At 37.1% G+C, this 16,401-nt stretch carries 17 protein-coding genes and 1 riboswitch; all 17 genes read left to right on the forward strand.

Translation table 11 applies throughout. The annotated features are described in order from the left end of the window. Window positions 1-84 precede the first annotated feature (84 nt). The 17 genes from DKM50_11065 to metW all read left to right on the forward strand — a co-directional run bounded on the left by DKM50_11065 (window position 85) and on the right by metW (window position 16,397). Window positions 85-1,236, forward strand: a complete 1,152-nt coding sequence (locus DKM50_11065) for a hypothetical protein (protein PZM78497.1) — start codon at window positions 85-87, stop codon at window positions 1,234-1,236. A gap of 51 nt (window positions 1,237-1,287) precedes the next feature. Continuing rightward, complete coding sequence (locus DKM50_11070; protein ID PZM78498.1) at window positions 1,288-4,362, forward strand: restriction endonuclease subunit R; 3,075 nt, start codon at window positions 1,288-1,290, stop codon at window positions 4,360-4,362. Window positions 4,363-4,486: 124 nt separating this feature from the next. After that, window positions 4,487-5,032, forward strand: coding sequence for a 16S rRNA (guanine(966)-N(2))-methyltransferase RsmD (gene rsmD / locus DKM50_11075; protein ID PZM78499.1), 546 nt, complete (start codon window positions 4,487-4,489; stop codon window positions 5,030-5,032). Continuing rightward, window positions 5,029-5,508: a pantetheine-phosphate adenylyltransferase gene (locus tag DKM50_11080; GenBank protein ID PZM78500.1), complete on the forward strand. Its 480-nt coding sequence runs from the start codon at window positions 5,029-5,031 to the stop codon at window positions 5,506-5,508. Before rsmD ends, DKM50_11080 begins: the two co-directional genes overlap by 4 nt. Before the next feature lie 14 nt (window positions 5,509-5,522). Further along, on the forward strand, window positions 5,523-6,017 hold the full coding sequence (locus DKM50_11085) for a hypothetical protein (protein PZM78501.1): 495 nt from the start codon (window positions 5,523-5,525) through the stop codon (window positions 6,015-6,017). 40 nt (window positions 6,018-6,057) lie between these two features. Next, window positions 6,058-6,774 carry a ribonuclease PH gene (locus DKM50_11090; GenBank protein PZM78502.1) on the forward strand — a complete coding sequence of 239 codons (717 nt, stop codon included), beginning with the start codon at window positions 6,058-6,060 and terminating at the stop codon, window positions 6,772-6,774. Further along, entirely contained in the window at window positions 6,734-7,312 is a 579-nt protein-coding gene (locus tag DKM50_11095; GenBank protein ID PZM78503.1) for a shikimate kinase, read from the forward strand. The genes DKM50_11090 and DKM50_11095 overlap by 41 nt, the downstream gene beginning before the upstream one ends. A 46-nt stretch (window positions 7,313-7,358) precedes the next feature. Next, window positions 7,359-8,459: a 3-dehydroquinate synthase gene (locus tag DKM50_11100; protein ID PZM78575.1), complete on the forward strand. Its 1,101-nt coding sequence runs from the start codon at window positions 7,359-7,361 to the stop codon at window positions 8,457-8,459. Beyond that, entirely contained in the window at window positions 8,456-8,890 is a 435-nt protein-coding gene (gene aroQ / locus DKM50_11105; protein PZM78504.1) for a type II 3-dehydroquinate dehydratase, read from the forward strand. Before DKM50_11100 ends, aroQ begins: the two co-directional genes overlap by 4 nt. Before the next feature lie 48 nt (window positions 8,891-8,938). Next, the gene (locus tag DKM50_11110) at window positions 8,939-9,682 is read left to right on the forward strand and encodes a hypothetical protein (protein PZM78505.1); all 744 of its coding nucleotides are present in this window, start codon (window positions 8,939-8,941) and stop codon (window positions 9,680-9,682) included. A gap of 62 nt (window positions 9,683-9,744) precedes the next feature. Further along, window positions 9,745-11,565: a hypothetical protein gene (locus tag DKM50_11115; GenBank protein ID PZM78506.1), complete on the forward strand. Its 1,821-nt coding sequence runs from the start codon at window positions 9,745-9,747 to the stop codon at window positions 11,563-11,565. Then, a complete protein-coding gene (gene ispD, locus DKM50_11120; protein ID PZM78507.1) occupies window positions 11,562-12,254 on the forward strand; it encodes a 2-C-methyl-D-erythritol 4-phosphate cytidylyltransferase in 693 nt (230 codons plus the stop codon). The genes DKM50_11115 and ispD overlap by 4 nt, the downstream gene beginning before the upstream one ends. Further along, complete coding sequence (locus DKM50_11125) at window positions 12,251-12,718, forward strand: 2-C-methyl-D-erythritol 2,4-cyclodiphosphate synthase (GenBank protein PZM78508.1); 468 nt, start codon at window positions 12,251-12,253, stop codon at window positions 12,716-12,718. Before ispD ends, DKM50_11125 begins: the two co-directional genes overlap by 4 nt. Next, the gene (locus DKM50_11130; GenBank protein PZM78509.1) at window positions 12,715-13,515 is read left to right on the forward strand and encodes a hypothetical protein; all 801 of its coding nucleotides are present in this window, start codon (window positions 12,715-12,717) and stop codon (window positions 13,513-13,515) included. Before DKM50_11125 ends, DKM50_11130 begins: the two co-directional genes overlap by 4 nt. 70 nt (window positions 13,516-13,585) lie before the next feature. After that, on the forward strand, window positions 13,586-14,353 hold the full coding sequence (locus DKM50_11135) for a hypothetical protein (GenBank protein PZM78510.1): 768 nt from the start codon (window positions 13,586-13,588) through the stop codon (window positions 14,351-14,353). A 42-nt stretch (window positions 14,354-14,395) separates the two neighbouring features. Further along, window positions 14,396-14,496, forward strand: a riboswitch (SAM riboswitch). Between the two features lie 116 nt (window positions 14,497-14,612). Further along, entirely contained in the window at window positions 14,613-15,734 is a 1,122-nt protein-coding gene (locus DKM50_11140) for a homoserine O-acetyltransferase (protein ID PZM78511.1), read from the forward strand. A 30-nt stretch (window positions 15,735-15,764) separates the two neighbouring features. After that, on the forward strand, window positions 15,765-16,397 hold the full coding sequence (metW, locus tag DKM50_11145; protein ID PZM78512.1) for a methionine biosynthesis protein MetW: 633 nt from the start codon (window positions 15,765-15,767) through the stop codon (window positions 16,395-16,397). The last annotated feature ends 4 nt before the right edge of the window (window positions 16,398-16,401 follow it).

A 16,401-nucleotide genomic window follows, 5' to 3' on the forward strand; every position in this document is an offset into this window, starting at 1 on the left:
TTATCCATTAGGTTGTTTTAATTATGGAAAGTATCTTTTCAGGTTGGGTTATCTTGAGAAAATGCAGGACGTTTTAGTTGCTTTATTTTAGGATATTACAAATGCCCAGACGGCAGCTTTGCTATTCCACCTGGAAATTCGTTTCCTGAAATTATCTCAGATGGAGCAAAAATTAATCCAAAAAGTAGAAATGACAAAGTGTGGAGATGGTCTCAGGAATCATACTTATCTCAAAAACACAGATTGTCCTTTAATAAATCAAAAAACTCTCCATTGTTAGATGAAAATGGAAACTCTTCTAATTGGAATGTTTACACAAAACAGTATTTGCATGAAATACAAGAAAAAGGATACGTACCTTCAAATCTTATTGATGAAAATACAAACTCTATTGGGTCTAAAGAATTAAAAGAATTAGGTGTAGATTTTGATTTTCCTAAACCGAGCACATTAATAGGTTATTTAGCAAGAATCATTGATTTTAATTCAAGTGACATCCTGCTAGACTTCTTCTCTGGCTCTGCTACCACTGCTCACGCTGTTATGCAACTTAATGCAGAAGATGGAGGTAATCGTAAATATATTTGTGTTCAACTCCCTGAACCTTGTGATGAAAATAGCGAAGCCTACAAAGCAGGTTATAAAAATATTTGTGAAATAGGTAAAGAGCGTATCCGTCGTGCAGGGGAAAAAATAGTTGCACAGCTTAAAGAAAAACAAAATGGGCAACAACAATTACTTGAATCCGAAGGTGCTATAGTCAATCCTGACACTCTTGATATTGGCTTTAAAGTATTTCGTGTTGCGTATTCCAATATCCGCTGGACACATGACGCAATCAACAATACTGGACTTACGCCCATTGAAGAAATCCAATTTTCCCAAAAAGACCTGCTTGATTTCATGATACATTTTACAGATATTGATGTGGTATATGAAATACTTTTGCGTCAGAGAGACATACCGCTTTCAAGTAAAGTAGAACAAATATCAAAAATAGGGAATCGCACTTACATGTTTGCGGACAGTTACGTTGTCTGCCTTGAAGAACAAATTACTAAAGAACTAATAGAAGCGTTAGCAGCCATTGAACCGCTGCCAATCAAGTACGTTTTCAGGGACAGTGCTTTTGAAGATGACATATCCCTTAAAGATGAAACTTTCAGACGGTTACAGGCTTTAATATCAAGAAATACAGGTGAAAGCAAAAAAACTTATACTGTAGAGTTTATTTAGGGAAAGATTAAACCCCACGAATTCGAGTGGTTTAGAAATGAAGAATAAAAGATGACAAACCGTATATTATTTCAATTTGATGACAAATTAGATTACCAGCTAAAAGCTGTTAATTCTATTGTCGAGCTTTTTCGCGGATTGCCTAAAATACCAACTACAAGCATATATAAGAATATTCGTAAAAAATACAAATGGACTGCTGGTGACCCTGTTCGCAACCTGGATATAACAGAAGGCAGTAAACTACTGGAAAACTTGCGGTCAGTACAGCTAACAAATAATCTATTTGCAGATAGTGAAATACAAAACAATAATTTCACCATTGAAATGGAAACTGGAACAGGAAAAACTTATGTTTACCTGCGAACAATACTTGAGCTAAATCGTGAATATGGCTTTAATAAATTCATCATAGTAGTCCCTTCTATCCCAATCCGTATGGGTGTTGAAAAAACAATTGATATGTTAAAGGAACACTTTAAAGCTCTATATGATATTGACCTTAAAAAACACAGTTTTGTTTATGATAGCAATAACCCTCAAAAAGTAAGCACCGGTTTTGTAGAAACCAAAGAACTTAGTATTTGCGTAATGAATATCCATGCGTTTAATAAAGATACCAACAAAATCAGACAAGAGGATGAATATGGTCAGGTTTTGTGGGAAGACATCAAATATGTCCGCCCTATAATAATCATAGATGAACCTCAAAAAATAGAAGGCACCGCCAAGAAAAAGTCCGCTTCCTTGCAGGCAATTGAAGTAATTAACCCATTATTTACTCTGCGTTATTCCGCTACTCATAAACAGCTATTTAATCAAGTATACAAGCTGGATTCTTTTGATGCATTTCAAATGGACTTAGTTAAAAAAATAGAAGTAAAAACCGTACATGGAATCATTCCTAAAGATAGTCCTTATATCAGGTATGTAAGTTTCACAAAGGAACTAAAAGCCCGCATTGAAATATTTTGTCAGGAGCAAGGTAGTAGCATCAAATTTAAAACATTTGACGTTCGTGGTGGTACACCGCTATTTGAATTGTCTGGTAAACTTGTTCAATACAGGGATATAAGAATACAGGAAGACCCGCACAAACTTAAACCTTTAAAAATTGCTTACAAGGATGACATAAAAGAAATTGCTCTGGGTCAAAGCACTAATGAATTCACACATAATGAAGCTGTCAAAATTCAAATACAACTGGCTATTATTAATCACTTAGACAAACAATTCAAAATATTGGCAAAAGGGGAAAGAATAAAGGTATTGTCTCTATTCTTTATTGATGAAGTTGCTAAAGTAAGAGATAACACACAACCAGATGGACGAGGAGAATATTTTAGAATATTTGATGAAGAATATAAAAAGTTTATTTCTGACCCCAAGTATAAAAAAGAATTTGAAAAGTATTCTGATTTGTTTAAAAGCTATACCGACATCCAAAATGTAAGAGAAGGCTATTTTGCCATAGATAAAAACAAGACTGCGGTAGATATAGAGGGCTGGGACAGTTCAATTGATGACAACAAAGTAAAAGCCAAATCGCAAGAAGATATAGACAGGGGGATAGACCTGATATTGAAAAAGAAAGATGAATTAATCTCTTTTGATGAACCTCTTGCTTTTATTTTTTCACACTCTGCATTACGTGAAGGCTGGGATAATCCTAATGTTTTTACACTATGTACTTTAAAAAGCGGCGGGTCTGAAATTGCTAAAAAACAGGAAATTGGCAGAGGGTTAAGATTGCCTGTTGATGTTACAGGGAACCGCTGTACTGATAGCGAAGTTAATGAGCTTACTGTTATTGCTAACGATTACTATGAGCAATTTGCGGACAATCTACAAAGGGATTTTAATGACAGTATGAATTTTAATAAGGATGAAGTTACCGCAGATATAATTATTTCAACTTTAAAAAGTGCTGGTATACCAAAGATTAAAATTACTCCGGCATTGGTTGATGCATTCAAAAATGAACTGTTTTATGGAGGTGTTGTTTCTACAAGCAATACCCTAACCAATGCCGCTGAAAGTATAAAATATTTGAATTTTAAAGACGAGACACTGCAAGAACACAGTGAAATGATAAAAGAAAATTTCATTAAATATATGGTTCAAAAAGGGACTCACAAAATCACTATAAAAAATGGTGATAATGACCCAATTACTAATTCCGTACATAATTACGTTGCAGAGGAAGATTTTGTTAAACTCTTTAAAAGTTTGTCTGAAAAACTTTGCAAACGGTCTATCTATAAATTTGATTTAAACAAAGATAAGTTTATTGAAGAATGCAGTAATGAGCTAAATGAATATTTAAAATTTATGCGTGTAAAAAATGAATATGAAATTGAATCAGGAAAAGCTGGTTTTGATGAAACCCAAAAATTTAAAATGGCAGATGCTGCTATTAAAGTCATTGACAATATTTCAGAGGATTTTATTGAACAGAAAAGTGATTTGGAAATTGTTAACTATATAATGCATCATACTATGCTGCCACGTTTTGCTATCCTTAAAATTATATGGAGGCTTGAAAAAAGAGAGCTGCTAAATAATCAGGATATACTAGATGCTATTACAGGGGAAATATTAAATAAACTAAACAACGCGAAAGCCCAAAACCTTTATGCCTATGAAGTAATTGAAGGGTATGAACTTGAAACCGGGAAAATATTTGAAGCAGATACGATTGATGAAGAACTATTTAACCGCGAAAAGGCAGTATACATAACAAATGCTGCTAATCGCAGAGCTATTAATAAATATTACCGTATGGATAGTGAAGGTGAATACTCCTTTGCTGAAAAGCTGGAACAGAACAAAAATGTCCTATTATTTACCAAACTTAAAAAGGGCGGTTTTGTAATAGATACTCCTTATGGCAATTACTCCCCAGACTGGGCAATTGTTTATAAAAAAGATAATGGCAATATTAAACTCTATCTCATAGTTGAAACAAAATTTGCAAAACAGATAGAAAACCTGACCTCAGTTGAAAAATTGAAAATTAAGTGTGGGAAAAGACACTTTGAAGCAGTAACAAAAGAGGCTCAATTTGATTGGGTCAACAGCTATGACGATTTCAGGCGGAAATTTGGGGTTGTTGATACGTTATAATAGGCCTGAAATAATTATAATAAAAAATAATATCTTATGAAGCTAACAAATCATTTGGTCACATAGGCCGTTATTGATGATATAATACTGGAAATGAATAGTCCTAATTGTAAAGTTGAGCGAAATGAAAATAGTTGCCGGTAAATATAAGGGCAGGACCCTGTTTTTTAAAAAGACCAAAGAAGTAAGACCTATGACTGAGAAGGTAAGGTCTGCCATTTACGATATTCTTCAAGACTGGATCGTTGATAAAAAAATGCTCGATCTGTTTTGCGGCAGTGGCTCTGTCGGGATCGAGGCAATAAGCAGAAGTGCTGCCCACGTCGATTTTATTGACATGGACACGCGAATTGTCATTGAGAATGTCGAGAACCTGGGAATTGGCGAATCCGTGAGTATATATAGGAAAGATGTTTTCAGCGCTTTGCAGATAATAAAGAAGAAAAGTAAGCGCTATGATTTTATTTTTATTGGTGCCCCGTATACTTTCGAAAAAATTCCGGAAATATTGAAAAATGTAGATGATTTTGGTATATTAAACCATAAAGGATTGATGATTTTAGAACATGTAAAAGGGCTTGATCTGCATTATACTTTTAAATCCTTGTTTCATGTGAAAACCTATACTTATGGACAGACAATTCTAGAACTATTTGAAAGTAACGTATGAGAACCGCAATATATCCTGGGAGTTTTGATCCGATTACTAACGGGCATCTGGATATCCTGGAAAGAGCAACAAAAGTCTTTGACAAGATCTATGTTACAATACTGGTGAACCCTCAAAAGAAATGTCTTTTCAGCGATGCTGAGAGGCAGGAACTGATTGAAAAGAGTATCGAGCCTGAAAACAAGATCATTGTCACTACTTTTGACGGATTGCTTACAAATTATGCTGTTAAGGTTGAAGCTCAAGCAATTATCCGTGGTCTAAGGGCGGTATCGGATTTTGATTATGAATTTCAAATGGCGTTAACAAACCGGAAGTTAAACGATAGTATAGATACGGTTTTTTTTATGACCAGTGAAAAATATTCGTATTTGAATTCCGGACTGATTAAACAGCTCGTAATGTTTGGGGCAGATGTTTCTCAGTTTGTTCCTGATATTGTTGAAATGAGACTTAAAGAAAAATTTAATAGATAGAGGGTGGACTAGATATGGAATTATTGGGATTAATTGATGCCTTAGAGGCAACAATTCTTTCATCTCCTAAATTGCTGCTTACTAATAAAACAATTATTGATGAACCTAAGGTTATCGGGATCATCGATAAAGTTAGGCTCGTCATCAAGAATGGTGGGCATATCATTCACGATAATGTTACAAAATTATCAAAAGACGATATTCGGGTTGAGCCTATTTTTGAAAAGAAACAGGTTCTGTCCAGTCATGAAGTTGTCAGTAACAATAATTTTAAAAATAAAAAATTGGATGAAGTGGATGAGATTATTGAAAGAGCAAAGAAAGAGGCTCAGGAAATTATCGAAAATGCTGATAATTATGCAATTGATGTATTAGAAAAGCTTCATTTGACGGTTATGAAAGTTCAGCGGAATGTAGCCCGGGTTGAGAAAACTATTGAGGATAGCAAGGTTAATCTTAAAAATGATTATAAGAATGATTATATAAAAAATAATTTAGAAAAAATATAATAATGATAAGAAAATAGAATACAAAATATAAGGAGATTGTATGAGACTTGATGGCAGAAGCGCAGATCATTTAAGGCAAATAAAGTTTGTGAGAAAGTATAATAAATATGCGGAAGGGTCCGTATACGTGGAATCCGGTGAAACCAAAATTATCTGTACTGCTACAATTGAGGAAAGCGTTCCTTTTTTTCTGAAGAATTCGGGAAAAGGTTGGATTACTGCAGAGTATGGCATGTTACCGCGATCAACTGTAGATAGAATGAAGCGCGAAGCTAGCAGTGGTAAGCAGGGTGGGCGTACTGTAGAGATTCAGAGACTTATTGGGAGAAGCCTTCGTTCTATTATCGATTTGGAAAAATTGGGAGAACGAACGATTAAAATTGATTGTGATGTAATTCAAGCTGATGGAGGAACAAGAACGAATGCTATTTCCGGTTCTTTTGTTGCTCTCCATGATGCAATATCCTGGCTGCTTGAGCGTAAAAAATTAACCGTCAGTCCTCTTAAAGAATTCTGCGCAGCTATAAGTGTTGGTATTGTTAAAGGAGAGAATTTACTTGATCTCATTTATGAAGAAGATAGCAAGGCTGAAGTTGATATGAATGTCGTTATGACAGAGTCCGGGAAGTTTATCGAGATACAGGGCACTGCAGAGGGCGATCCTTTTTCTTATGACCAAATGACAGGGCTTGTTGCTCTTGCTAAAAAAGGTATCGATGAGATTATCAGTATCCAGAAGCAAGTTCTCGGGTTGTAGAGGAATCTGCATGAATAATATTTACCTTATTGGGTTTATGGGGGTAGGCAAAACATCGGTCGGTACATTATTGGCAGGACGGATGGAGTGCCAATTAGTTGATACTGATAAGCTAATAGAAGAAGCGCATCAGTGTGAAGTGTCCACTATTTTTTCGCAGTTTGGGGAACCTCATTTTCGTCAGTTGGAATCAGCTCAGCTCAAGGAACTTTCCGGAAAACAGGGACTGATTGTCAGTACCGGAGGCGGAATAATCCTTAGTGAAAAGAATGTTACGGTTATGAGAGAAACAGGCATCGTTGTTTTGTTAACGGCGACACCGGAAACAATTGTTCAGCGGCTAAGTCATGACACGACAAGACCTCTTCTCCAAGGGGATGACAAATTTCAAAAAATTATGTCTATTCTTGATGCCCGTAAAGAAAAATACCTCGGTGCTGCGCATTTTACTGTCGCGACCGATGACCTAAAATTGGAAATTATCGCAGAAATAATTGTGAATCATATACATCAGCATAAAGGAGTAGCTTGTGGGTAATCTGGGTACTTTGCCTTTGTTCAATACAGGAGAAGAACTTACAGGTATTGAGACAATCCATGTCAACGTAAAGAATGCACCTTACGATATTTATGTCGGCGGCGGAATGCTTTCAAAAACTAATTATTTATGGAAAAAGTTAAAGTTATCTTCTCAGGTTCTTATAGTGTCTGACCCGGTGGTTTTTGAACTATATGGAAAGAAATTGATAGATAATTTCAGTTTTCTTGGGATTGAACCGTTTGTTCATTGTGTTGCGCAGGGTGAAGCTTCCAAGAACCCGGATGAGATTTTTAAAATATACGATATACTTGTAGCAAATAAATATAGCAGAGATTGCGTTATTGTTGCTTTTGGCGGAGGTGTCATCGGTGACCTTACCGGTTTTGCTGCAGCTACCTATATGCGAGGCGTTAACCTGATACAGATTCCAACAACGCTTCTTGCCCAGGTTGACAGCAGTATCGGTGGTAAAACTGCTATTAATCATAAATACGGGAAAAATCTGATTGGATCGTTTTATCAACCTAAGGCGGTTATAATCGACGTTGATGTTTTAGCTACATTGCCGGAGAGAGAGCTGAGGACCGGACTTGCCGAAGTAATTAAATACGGCGTCATTGAAGATCAGAGCTTTTTTGACTATCTGTCGAGAAATAAGGATAAGCTCGGAGTATATCAGCCGGAGAATAAAACTATCTGGATCAAGATAATTCTGACATCTTGTAAGGCAAAAGCTAAAATTGTCACAATTGATGAACGGGAACAAGGGCTTAGAGCAATTTTGAATTATGGGCACACGATTGGGCATGCTATTGAGACAATAACTGATTACAAGAAGTATAATCACGGTGAGGCAGTTGCGATTGGCATGGTCGGAGCTGCGATAATTGCCAAAAACAGGGGACTTGTTGATCCTGATGTTGTTATGAGAATTAGTAATCTTGCCAAATATCTGGGATTGCCTGTTGAAGTCAAAGGATATGATGCTAGTGAGATAATAAATATATTGAAATTAGATAAAAAAGTTAAAGAAGGCAAGGTGCATTTTATTCTGCCCAAGAGAATCGGGCTGGTTGAAGATTTTGCTGATATTACAAATAATGAGATAATGAAAGCATTAAAGGAATTAGAGGGAACGAAATGAACCTATTAATTATTAATGGTCCGAATTTAAATATGTTAGGCAAACGAGAACCTGCTATTTATGGGAGCGATTCACTCCTTGAGGTTAATAATAAAATTGAAGCGGTTGCAACAGAAAAAGGGATAACGGTTAGTTTTGTCCAGTCGAACTCTGAAGGAGTAATGATTGATTCGATCCATAATGCGATGGGGAACTATAATGCGATAATTCTTAACCCCGGTGCTTATACCCATTATAGCCTTGCCTTATCAGATGCGATTGCTTCTGTCGATATTCCGGTCATCGAAGTGCATCTCTCTAATATACATGCCAGGGAAGACTATCGAAAGACGTCTGTAACAGCCTCAAAATGTATTGGACAGATTAGCGGATTTGGTTATTATAGCTATGTCTTGGCGATAGAAGCGCTTTGCAAGAAATTGGGTAAATAACGGAAAACATAACGGTTCTTGCGGTGAGAGTGAAGAAAGATAAGCATTATGAAAAAGTTTCTGGTTAATGCAGTAGAAAAGCTAACTATTTTTGTCGATTTTATCTGCCAGACGAAAACTGAAGAAGAGAAGAATTATTTACGTGAAGCCGCAGCTATAGCTGATTCCATTTTCATTCAAGTTAGTAAAGAAATAAAGCCTGGCGTCAGCGAACTACAGATCAAAAGGCTGTTTGATAGCTATGTAGAAGAATCAAAGGCTGAAAAATTAGCTTTTGATACTATAGTAGCTTCGGGACCGAACGGAGCATTTCCTCATGCAGTTCCTTCCGGGCGCATTATTCAGCGCAATGACATTGTTGTTATTGATTTCGGGGTGGTATATAATGGCTATCATTCTGATATGACGAGGACGTTGCTAATGGACCCTGACGACAAGAAAGCCCGTTCTCTCTATAAATTAGTTCTCGAAGCCCAGCAATTGGCTTTAGCTAAGGTAATCTCCGGAGTTGATATCAAGTCTCTCGATGATATTGCGAGGGGACATATCGGCAGTTATAATTTTCAGGATTATTTTGTCCATGGGTTAGGGCACGGCGTAGGGCTAAAGATACATGAAAAGCCTTTTATTAATCAAAGAGCCAAAGGTGTTCTCAAAAAAGATATGGTTATAACCATCGAGCCTGGGATCTATTTGCCGGGCTATGGAGGTGTCAGGATAGAAGACACGGTTATCGTCGGTAAAAAGGGTTATGAAGTCCTTACGAAGTCTCCCAAAATGATTTTCTCCTAGTGATTTAATTTTAATCGAAATTAATGTTAAAATAGATAATATTAATATTAGAGGTATAATGAATGAAACGTAATAGAATTAGATTTTATAGAAGGTCTAAGCTTCTTAGAGAAATAGAACAATACAAGGCAAAGCTAGATATCCTTCGCTATTACGTCGAAGAAATTAAGTGTATTTATAAATCAAAAAATGAAGAGCTGCAAAAAACAAATGAAGAGCTGATATTAAAGAATAAGACTATCAATGAGCAGTTTATTAGTCTCTATGAGAAAGAAGAAGAACTCATAGTAGCTAATAAAATTCTTAAAGCCAAGGAAGAAAAATTAAAGTTATTAAACGAAGAAATTTTTCAGATAGCGCAATTGAAAAGTGACTTTCTTGCGAATATGAGCCATGAATTACGTACGCCGCTTAATTCTATTTTAGGGTTTTCTGATATTTTGGTGGACGATAATTTCGGCACGTTAACAGAGAAACAACGCAGATTCGTTATAAATATTCAAAATAGCGGAAAACATTTGCTTGAACTTATTAATGACGTGCTTGACCTTTCTAAGATAGAATCCGGCAAGGTCGAGATTAACGTTGAGGATGTATTGATTGAAGACACGGTGGAATATGTTGTAGAAACACTGTCTCCTTTAGCCCTCAAGAAAAATATTGAACTTTCGGTTATCAATAAAGATAATGTTAATAAGATAGAAGCTGATGAAACTAAGCTTAGGCAAGTTATTTTTAATGTGGTTGGGAATGCGATCAAATTTACTCCTGAACATGGCAGTGTTAAGATTTTTATAGAGAATTATTTGCCTGAAGTAGGAGCCGGGTTTACTAAGTTTACAATAACTGATACAGGGATCGGAATAAAAAAAGAAGATTATTCGAAAATATTTTCTGAGTTTGAGCAGATAGACAGCTCTTATGCCCGCGAAAACTCAGGAACAGGTTTAGGCTTAGCGCTGACTAAAAAACTAGTTGAAAAGCATAAGGGAGATATCTGGTTTACTTCAGAGTATGGTAAAGGAACGTCCTTTTATATAATTATCCCGAAGAATATTACCGAAAAAAAAAATGAAGATATCTGGGAAGAGTTCAGCAAGTTCGCTCCGGCAGTCGATTATGCGCAAGACCTATCTTTTTCTCTTGACTCGGTTCTCGTTTATGAGCCTGATGAAGATAATAAAGAACGACTGTCAATGATCCTTTCTGAAGATGGATATCGAATTATTTTCATTGATAACTTCGAAAATATCCTTGATATTGTGAAAAAAGAAGAACCGTTACTGATCCTCGTAAATTCTTCTGTTCTGCCTGATCCTGACGAAGTATATTCCTTGTTAAAAAATGAGCAGGTGCTCTATGATATACCACTTCTTATTATGACTGATAACGATGATAAGAGGTTACGTTATAAATATGGAATTTCAGATGTTGTACTGCTTCCAATCGATAAAGTAGGCATGAAGAATAAAATCAAGAGCATGGAAAAGAAGAAAAACGATAAAGAAGCCAGGAAAGAAATTGTTATCATCGATGATGACATAAACATAATAGAACTGGTTCATAGCTTCTTTGAAAATGATAATATAATTGTCAAAGGTTTTTCTGATTCCCGCCAAGGGCTTCGATATTTAGCTAATGCCCCAGACCTCGTGCTTCTTGATATCATTATGCCGGACCTTAATGGGTTTGAGCTGCTTAAAGAAGTTGATAGGCTCTATAAGAAAATGGACAATATTGTGATATTTTCTATGAAAGAGCTCAATGAAGAAGAACGGAAGTTCCTGAATAAAAGAGTTATCAAAGTAATCGATAAAACCAATTTTAGCCGTGAGACGTTTGTGAGAGAGATTAATCGGCTATTGTCGGTATTGAAGCAATGAAAAACTATGCAATTATTGCCGCAGGAGGTAGTGGCAGCAGACTGAAAATCGAAGGAGGCAAGCAATTACTCAAGCTCATGGGAAGACCGGTTGTTGCTCATTCGATCCAGTATTTCCAGGATAGTGATGTTGTTGATGAAATAATTATTGTTACTGAAAAGAACTCAATTACTGCATATGAGCAACTTGTTTTAGAATATGAATTCACCAAAGTACGTTGTATTACCCCTTCCGGTGCAACCAGACAGCAATCAATCGCAAACGGCCTCGCTCAGCTTATGGACGCTAGATATGTCTTTATCCATGACGGTGCCCGGCCTTTAATGCGTGAAGAATATATTTCCGATATCATTGGTGCCCTGTCTATATTTGATGGTGCAATTATCGCTGTTCCTGTGACTGATACTATCAAAAAAATTACCACCGATGGAATTGTAGAAACTACTTTGAACCGTAGTGAGCTGGTATCGGTACAAACCCCACAGGGATTTCGTTTTGATATACTTAAAAAAGCATATGAATTGGAAGATAAGCATCTTTTTACCGATGATTCTTCGATGGTGGAAAAGGTCGGTGGAACAGTAAAAGTGATTGATGGTAGCCCTGAAAATATAAAAATTACTTATCCTCCTGATGTATTAATTGCCGAGAGGTTAATGAAATCGAGAGAACGTAAGGAGTTATCATGAGGGTAGGTATCGGGTACGATGTACATCAACTGGTGGAAAACCGGAAATTAATATTAGGCGGCGTGGATGTCCCCTATGAAAAGGGATTGCTTGGGCACTCCGATGCAGATGTGCTGGTTCATGCTATTATCGACGCATTATTAGGCGGCGCAGGACTAGGTGTCATCGGACAGCATTTCCCGGATACGGATAACCAGTACAAGAATATCGATAGTATGGTTTTACTTCGCAGAACAAATGAGCTGTTGGCAGAAAAAGGATTTGAGATTAATAATATCGATGCTACCATAATAGCTCAGAAGCCCAAATTGTTGCCATATTTTGACGCCATGACCGACAATCTGGCAGATGTGCTGAAAATAGACCGCAAGCTTATTAACATCAAGGCTACTACAACTGAATATTTAGGGTTCGAGGGCAGGGGAGAGGGTATCAAAGCTGTCGCTGTTTGTACGGTACTATGATAAAAAATATAGATTCTATACATAATAACAAACTCAAACATATAAGAAAATTGTTGGAATCTCGCAAAGAAAGAAAACAAGCAGGTTCTTTTGTTGTTGAGGGATACAAATCCATTCAAAGCCTTTTGGAAGGGCACATAACCAGTTACAAAATAACCGAGATATTTTTTTCACATTCAGCCCTTAAAAACGATAAGAGCACATCTATTACCGATCATTATCCTTCGATGTCTTACTATTCTGTCCCTGATGACGTATTCGAAAAGCTATCGGACGTTGTTACGAGCCAGGGTATTCTTGCTATTGTCAGCTATACAACAACAGTCCCGTTAATCAGTGAAGATCGTGGCCTCTACGTTTTAGTCGATTCAATTACCGATCCCGGGAATCTTGGTACTATTATTCGATCGGCAGTAGGCGCTGGTTTTGATGGGGTATTATTCTACGGTGCTACTGTTGATCCATACAATCCGAAAACAATCCGTGCAACGATGGGCACTTTTGCATATGCAACGTTTTTTATTATCGATGATGGTTTTCTTAATGATCTTAAAGAAAGAAAATATGATATAATAATTTTCACAATGGACGGAAAAGAGAATATATTTGCTGCAGACTATTCTCCGAAGACAGTAATAGCAGTGGGGAATGAATCCTCCGGTATTTCTCAGCGTTTAAGATCAATTGCGAATCGAAGTATTTTTATACCAATGAACCCGCAATGCGAGTCATTAAATGCTGCTGTAGCCGGGAGTATAGGTATGTTTCAGATAGCGCATCGAGTTTATGACAGGTGAGGTTATATAAATTAGCGCTATTAGCCACCTTTAGTGGATTTAGGGGTTATAGTGACGAAGGGAGTCATATATGGATTATTCTCTCAATGTAAGCAATGCGTTTACTCTCGATATAAGAAGAATGATGAGTAATTTGAAAAATGTTTTTGAAGAATATGGCATAGAATCAATACTGTTCTTGGATCAATCTGCGATGGAAGAACTCTACTTATTCAGTCAGATGAACGTTACTGTTTATGCTGATATTGAAAATGAAAAGCTGTCAAGGATTTTGAAAAAAGATTTAAAGCGGGTCCGCCCTGTTTCCGAACTTGATGATAAAGTCGACATGATATTTTTGCCTGCGGATAGATCGATTAATCATTATGACCTTCGTACAGAACGAAAACGATTAAGAAAAAAGGGTTTGATTGGGTACAAGACCTATAATTTCCCGAAAAAAGGCGAAGCACCTCTTTTGCTGCAGCAATATTACAACCGCTTGGGATTTATGACATTATTGTCTCCTAAAGGTAAGTTAACTAAAGTCGTAATTACGAGTCATGAGACCTGTTATTATTATCAGGATAAGGACACGCGGCTTGAATCTAAAGAGGTTAAGTCACTTGTTAAAAGCTATGGATTTAAGAAGGAATTATATTTCGGGGAACTCTGCGAGGCTTACGACAAAGAGGTAAACCATTATGCCTATAAGTTCTATCGAAAATCGAAAGGCGTTATGACCAAAGAGGAGATGGATGAGGAATTGATGCCTCTGATGACGTCCGGAGAGATATCTGATAGATTTAACGATATCATGGAAAAAAATAGCTTAAAGCGTGAAGATTTTGAATTGTAAATATTGACAAATAATGTCATCGCAGTTAGCATTATGGTGAAGATCTTATCGAGAGTGGTGGAGGGACAGGCCCGAAGAAACCACGGCAACCTTGTTTAGTAACAGGTGCCAAATCCTGAGCAGTGTAACTGCGAAGATAAGAAGTTGAAATGTAATATTTTAGCCTCTTATCAATAATGGTAAGAGGCTTTTTTTGTCGCTGGGGAGTGCACTTTCTCCCCTGATGATGTGAAAAACTCTTGATAGAACGAGGAATTGTATGGATCAGGACTTGAATACCCAGACTGGAAAATTTACCTTTGCTGAGCCGCCAAGTACGTTTGTATTGGAGAGCGGACAGATAATCGGCCCGATTACGATTGTTTATGAAACTTATGGTCATCTTAATAAAGAGAAAAGTAATGCGGTACTGATCTGTCATGCTTTAAGCGGAGATGCTCATGCGGCAGGGAAGTATAACGAGAAAGAGAAAAAACCAGGCTGGTGGGATATTATGATAGGTCCGGGTAAGCCGTTTGATACGAATAGATATTATGTCATTTGCTCGAATGTTATCGGCGGTTGTAAGGGAAGTACCGGTCCTATTACGATTAATCCCGAAACTGGAAAACCCTACGGAATGGATTTCCCGGTAATAACAATTCAAGATATGGTGAAAGCTCAGAAGGCGCTTATCGATTGTCTCGGTATAGAGGTCCTTTACTGTATAGCTGGCGGATCGATGGGCGGCATGCAAGTTCTTAAGTGGACACAATTATTTCCTAAACGGGTAAAGGCTGCAATGGCCATCGCTACAACGGCGCGGTTGTCTGCCCAAAGTATTGCCTTTAATGAAGTCGGAAGACAGGCGATAATCGGAGATCCTCATTGGAATAGAGGGGATTATTATCATAAAGATCATCCGCACAAGGGGTTATCAATTGCCAGGATGCTTGGACATATAACCTATTTGTCCGATGCGTCTATGCGCGAGAAATTCGGGAGAAAATTGCGTGGCAGTGATACTTATAGCTATGAACTGTTAACAGAATTTCAGGTGGAAAGTTATCTGCATCACCAGGGAAAGAGTTTTACTGAGAGATTTGATGCGAATTCTTATCTCTATTTAACAAAGGCCATGGATTATTTTGATTTGGCGGATGGGTATGCTAGTCTTCAGGATGCCTTAAAAGATTATAAGAACAAATACCTGGTTTTGTCATATTCTTCTGACTGGCTTTTTCCTACCTATCAGGCGAAGGAACTGGTAAGCGCGTTACGGGGAAATAATATCGATGTGTCTTTTTGTGAAATACAATCAGCTTACGGCCACGATTCTTTTTTAATTGAAAATCCGTTGCAGGATAAGTTGATTCGGGGTTTTCTGGAAAATATTGAGTAAGCTTACTTGCTAACTGAGAGGTTGGAAACTATGTATCATTTTCAAGGAATATACCACGAACCGTCACATAAGCGGCTCGATTTACAAATTATCGTTGATTTGATAGAAGAGGGCAGCAAAGTCCTTGATATCGGGTGTGGTGATGGCGATTTGCTGGCACTTTTGAAAAAAGAGAAGAAGATTACTGCATACGGGATAGAAATACTTGATGAGAAGATAGGTAATTGTGTCAGCAAAGGGCTTACCGTTTTTCAGGGGAACATTGATGAGGGACTTTGCGATTACGGGAACGGGTGCTTTGATTACGTCATATTATCCCAAACTCTTCAGGTTGTTATGAAAACCGAATTTGTTATTAACGAAATACTTCGTGTGGGAAAGAAAGCTATTATAAGCTTCCCAAATTTTGGCTTTTGGAAGTGCCGCTGGGACTTGTTGATTACAGGACGGTCGCCAAAAACGAAATCATTACCATTTGAGTGGTACGATACTCCGAATACGAGAATACTGACAATAAAAGATTTTAGAGCTTTTTGTGAAGAAAAGAATATCGCTATAATCAAAGAAATCCCTTTATTAGGAACCAAAACACAGGGGAAAGTTGTGGCGATGCTTCCTAATTGGAGGGCACATTACGGCATGTTTATAATTTCGAAGGACTAGGGAA

The organism is Candidatus Margulisiibacteriota bacterium, assembly GCA_003242895.1.
In the GTDB taxonomy this organism is placed as follows: domain Bacteria; phylum Margulisbacteria; class Riflemargulisbacteria; order GWF2-39-127; family GWF2-39-127; genus GWF2-39-127.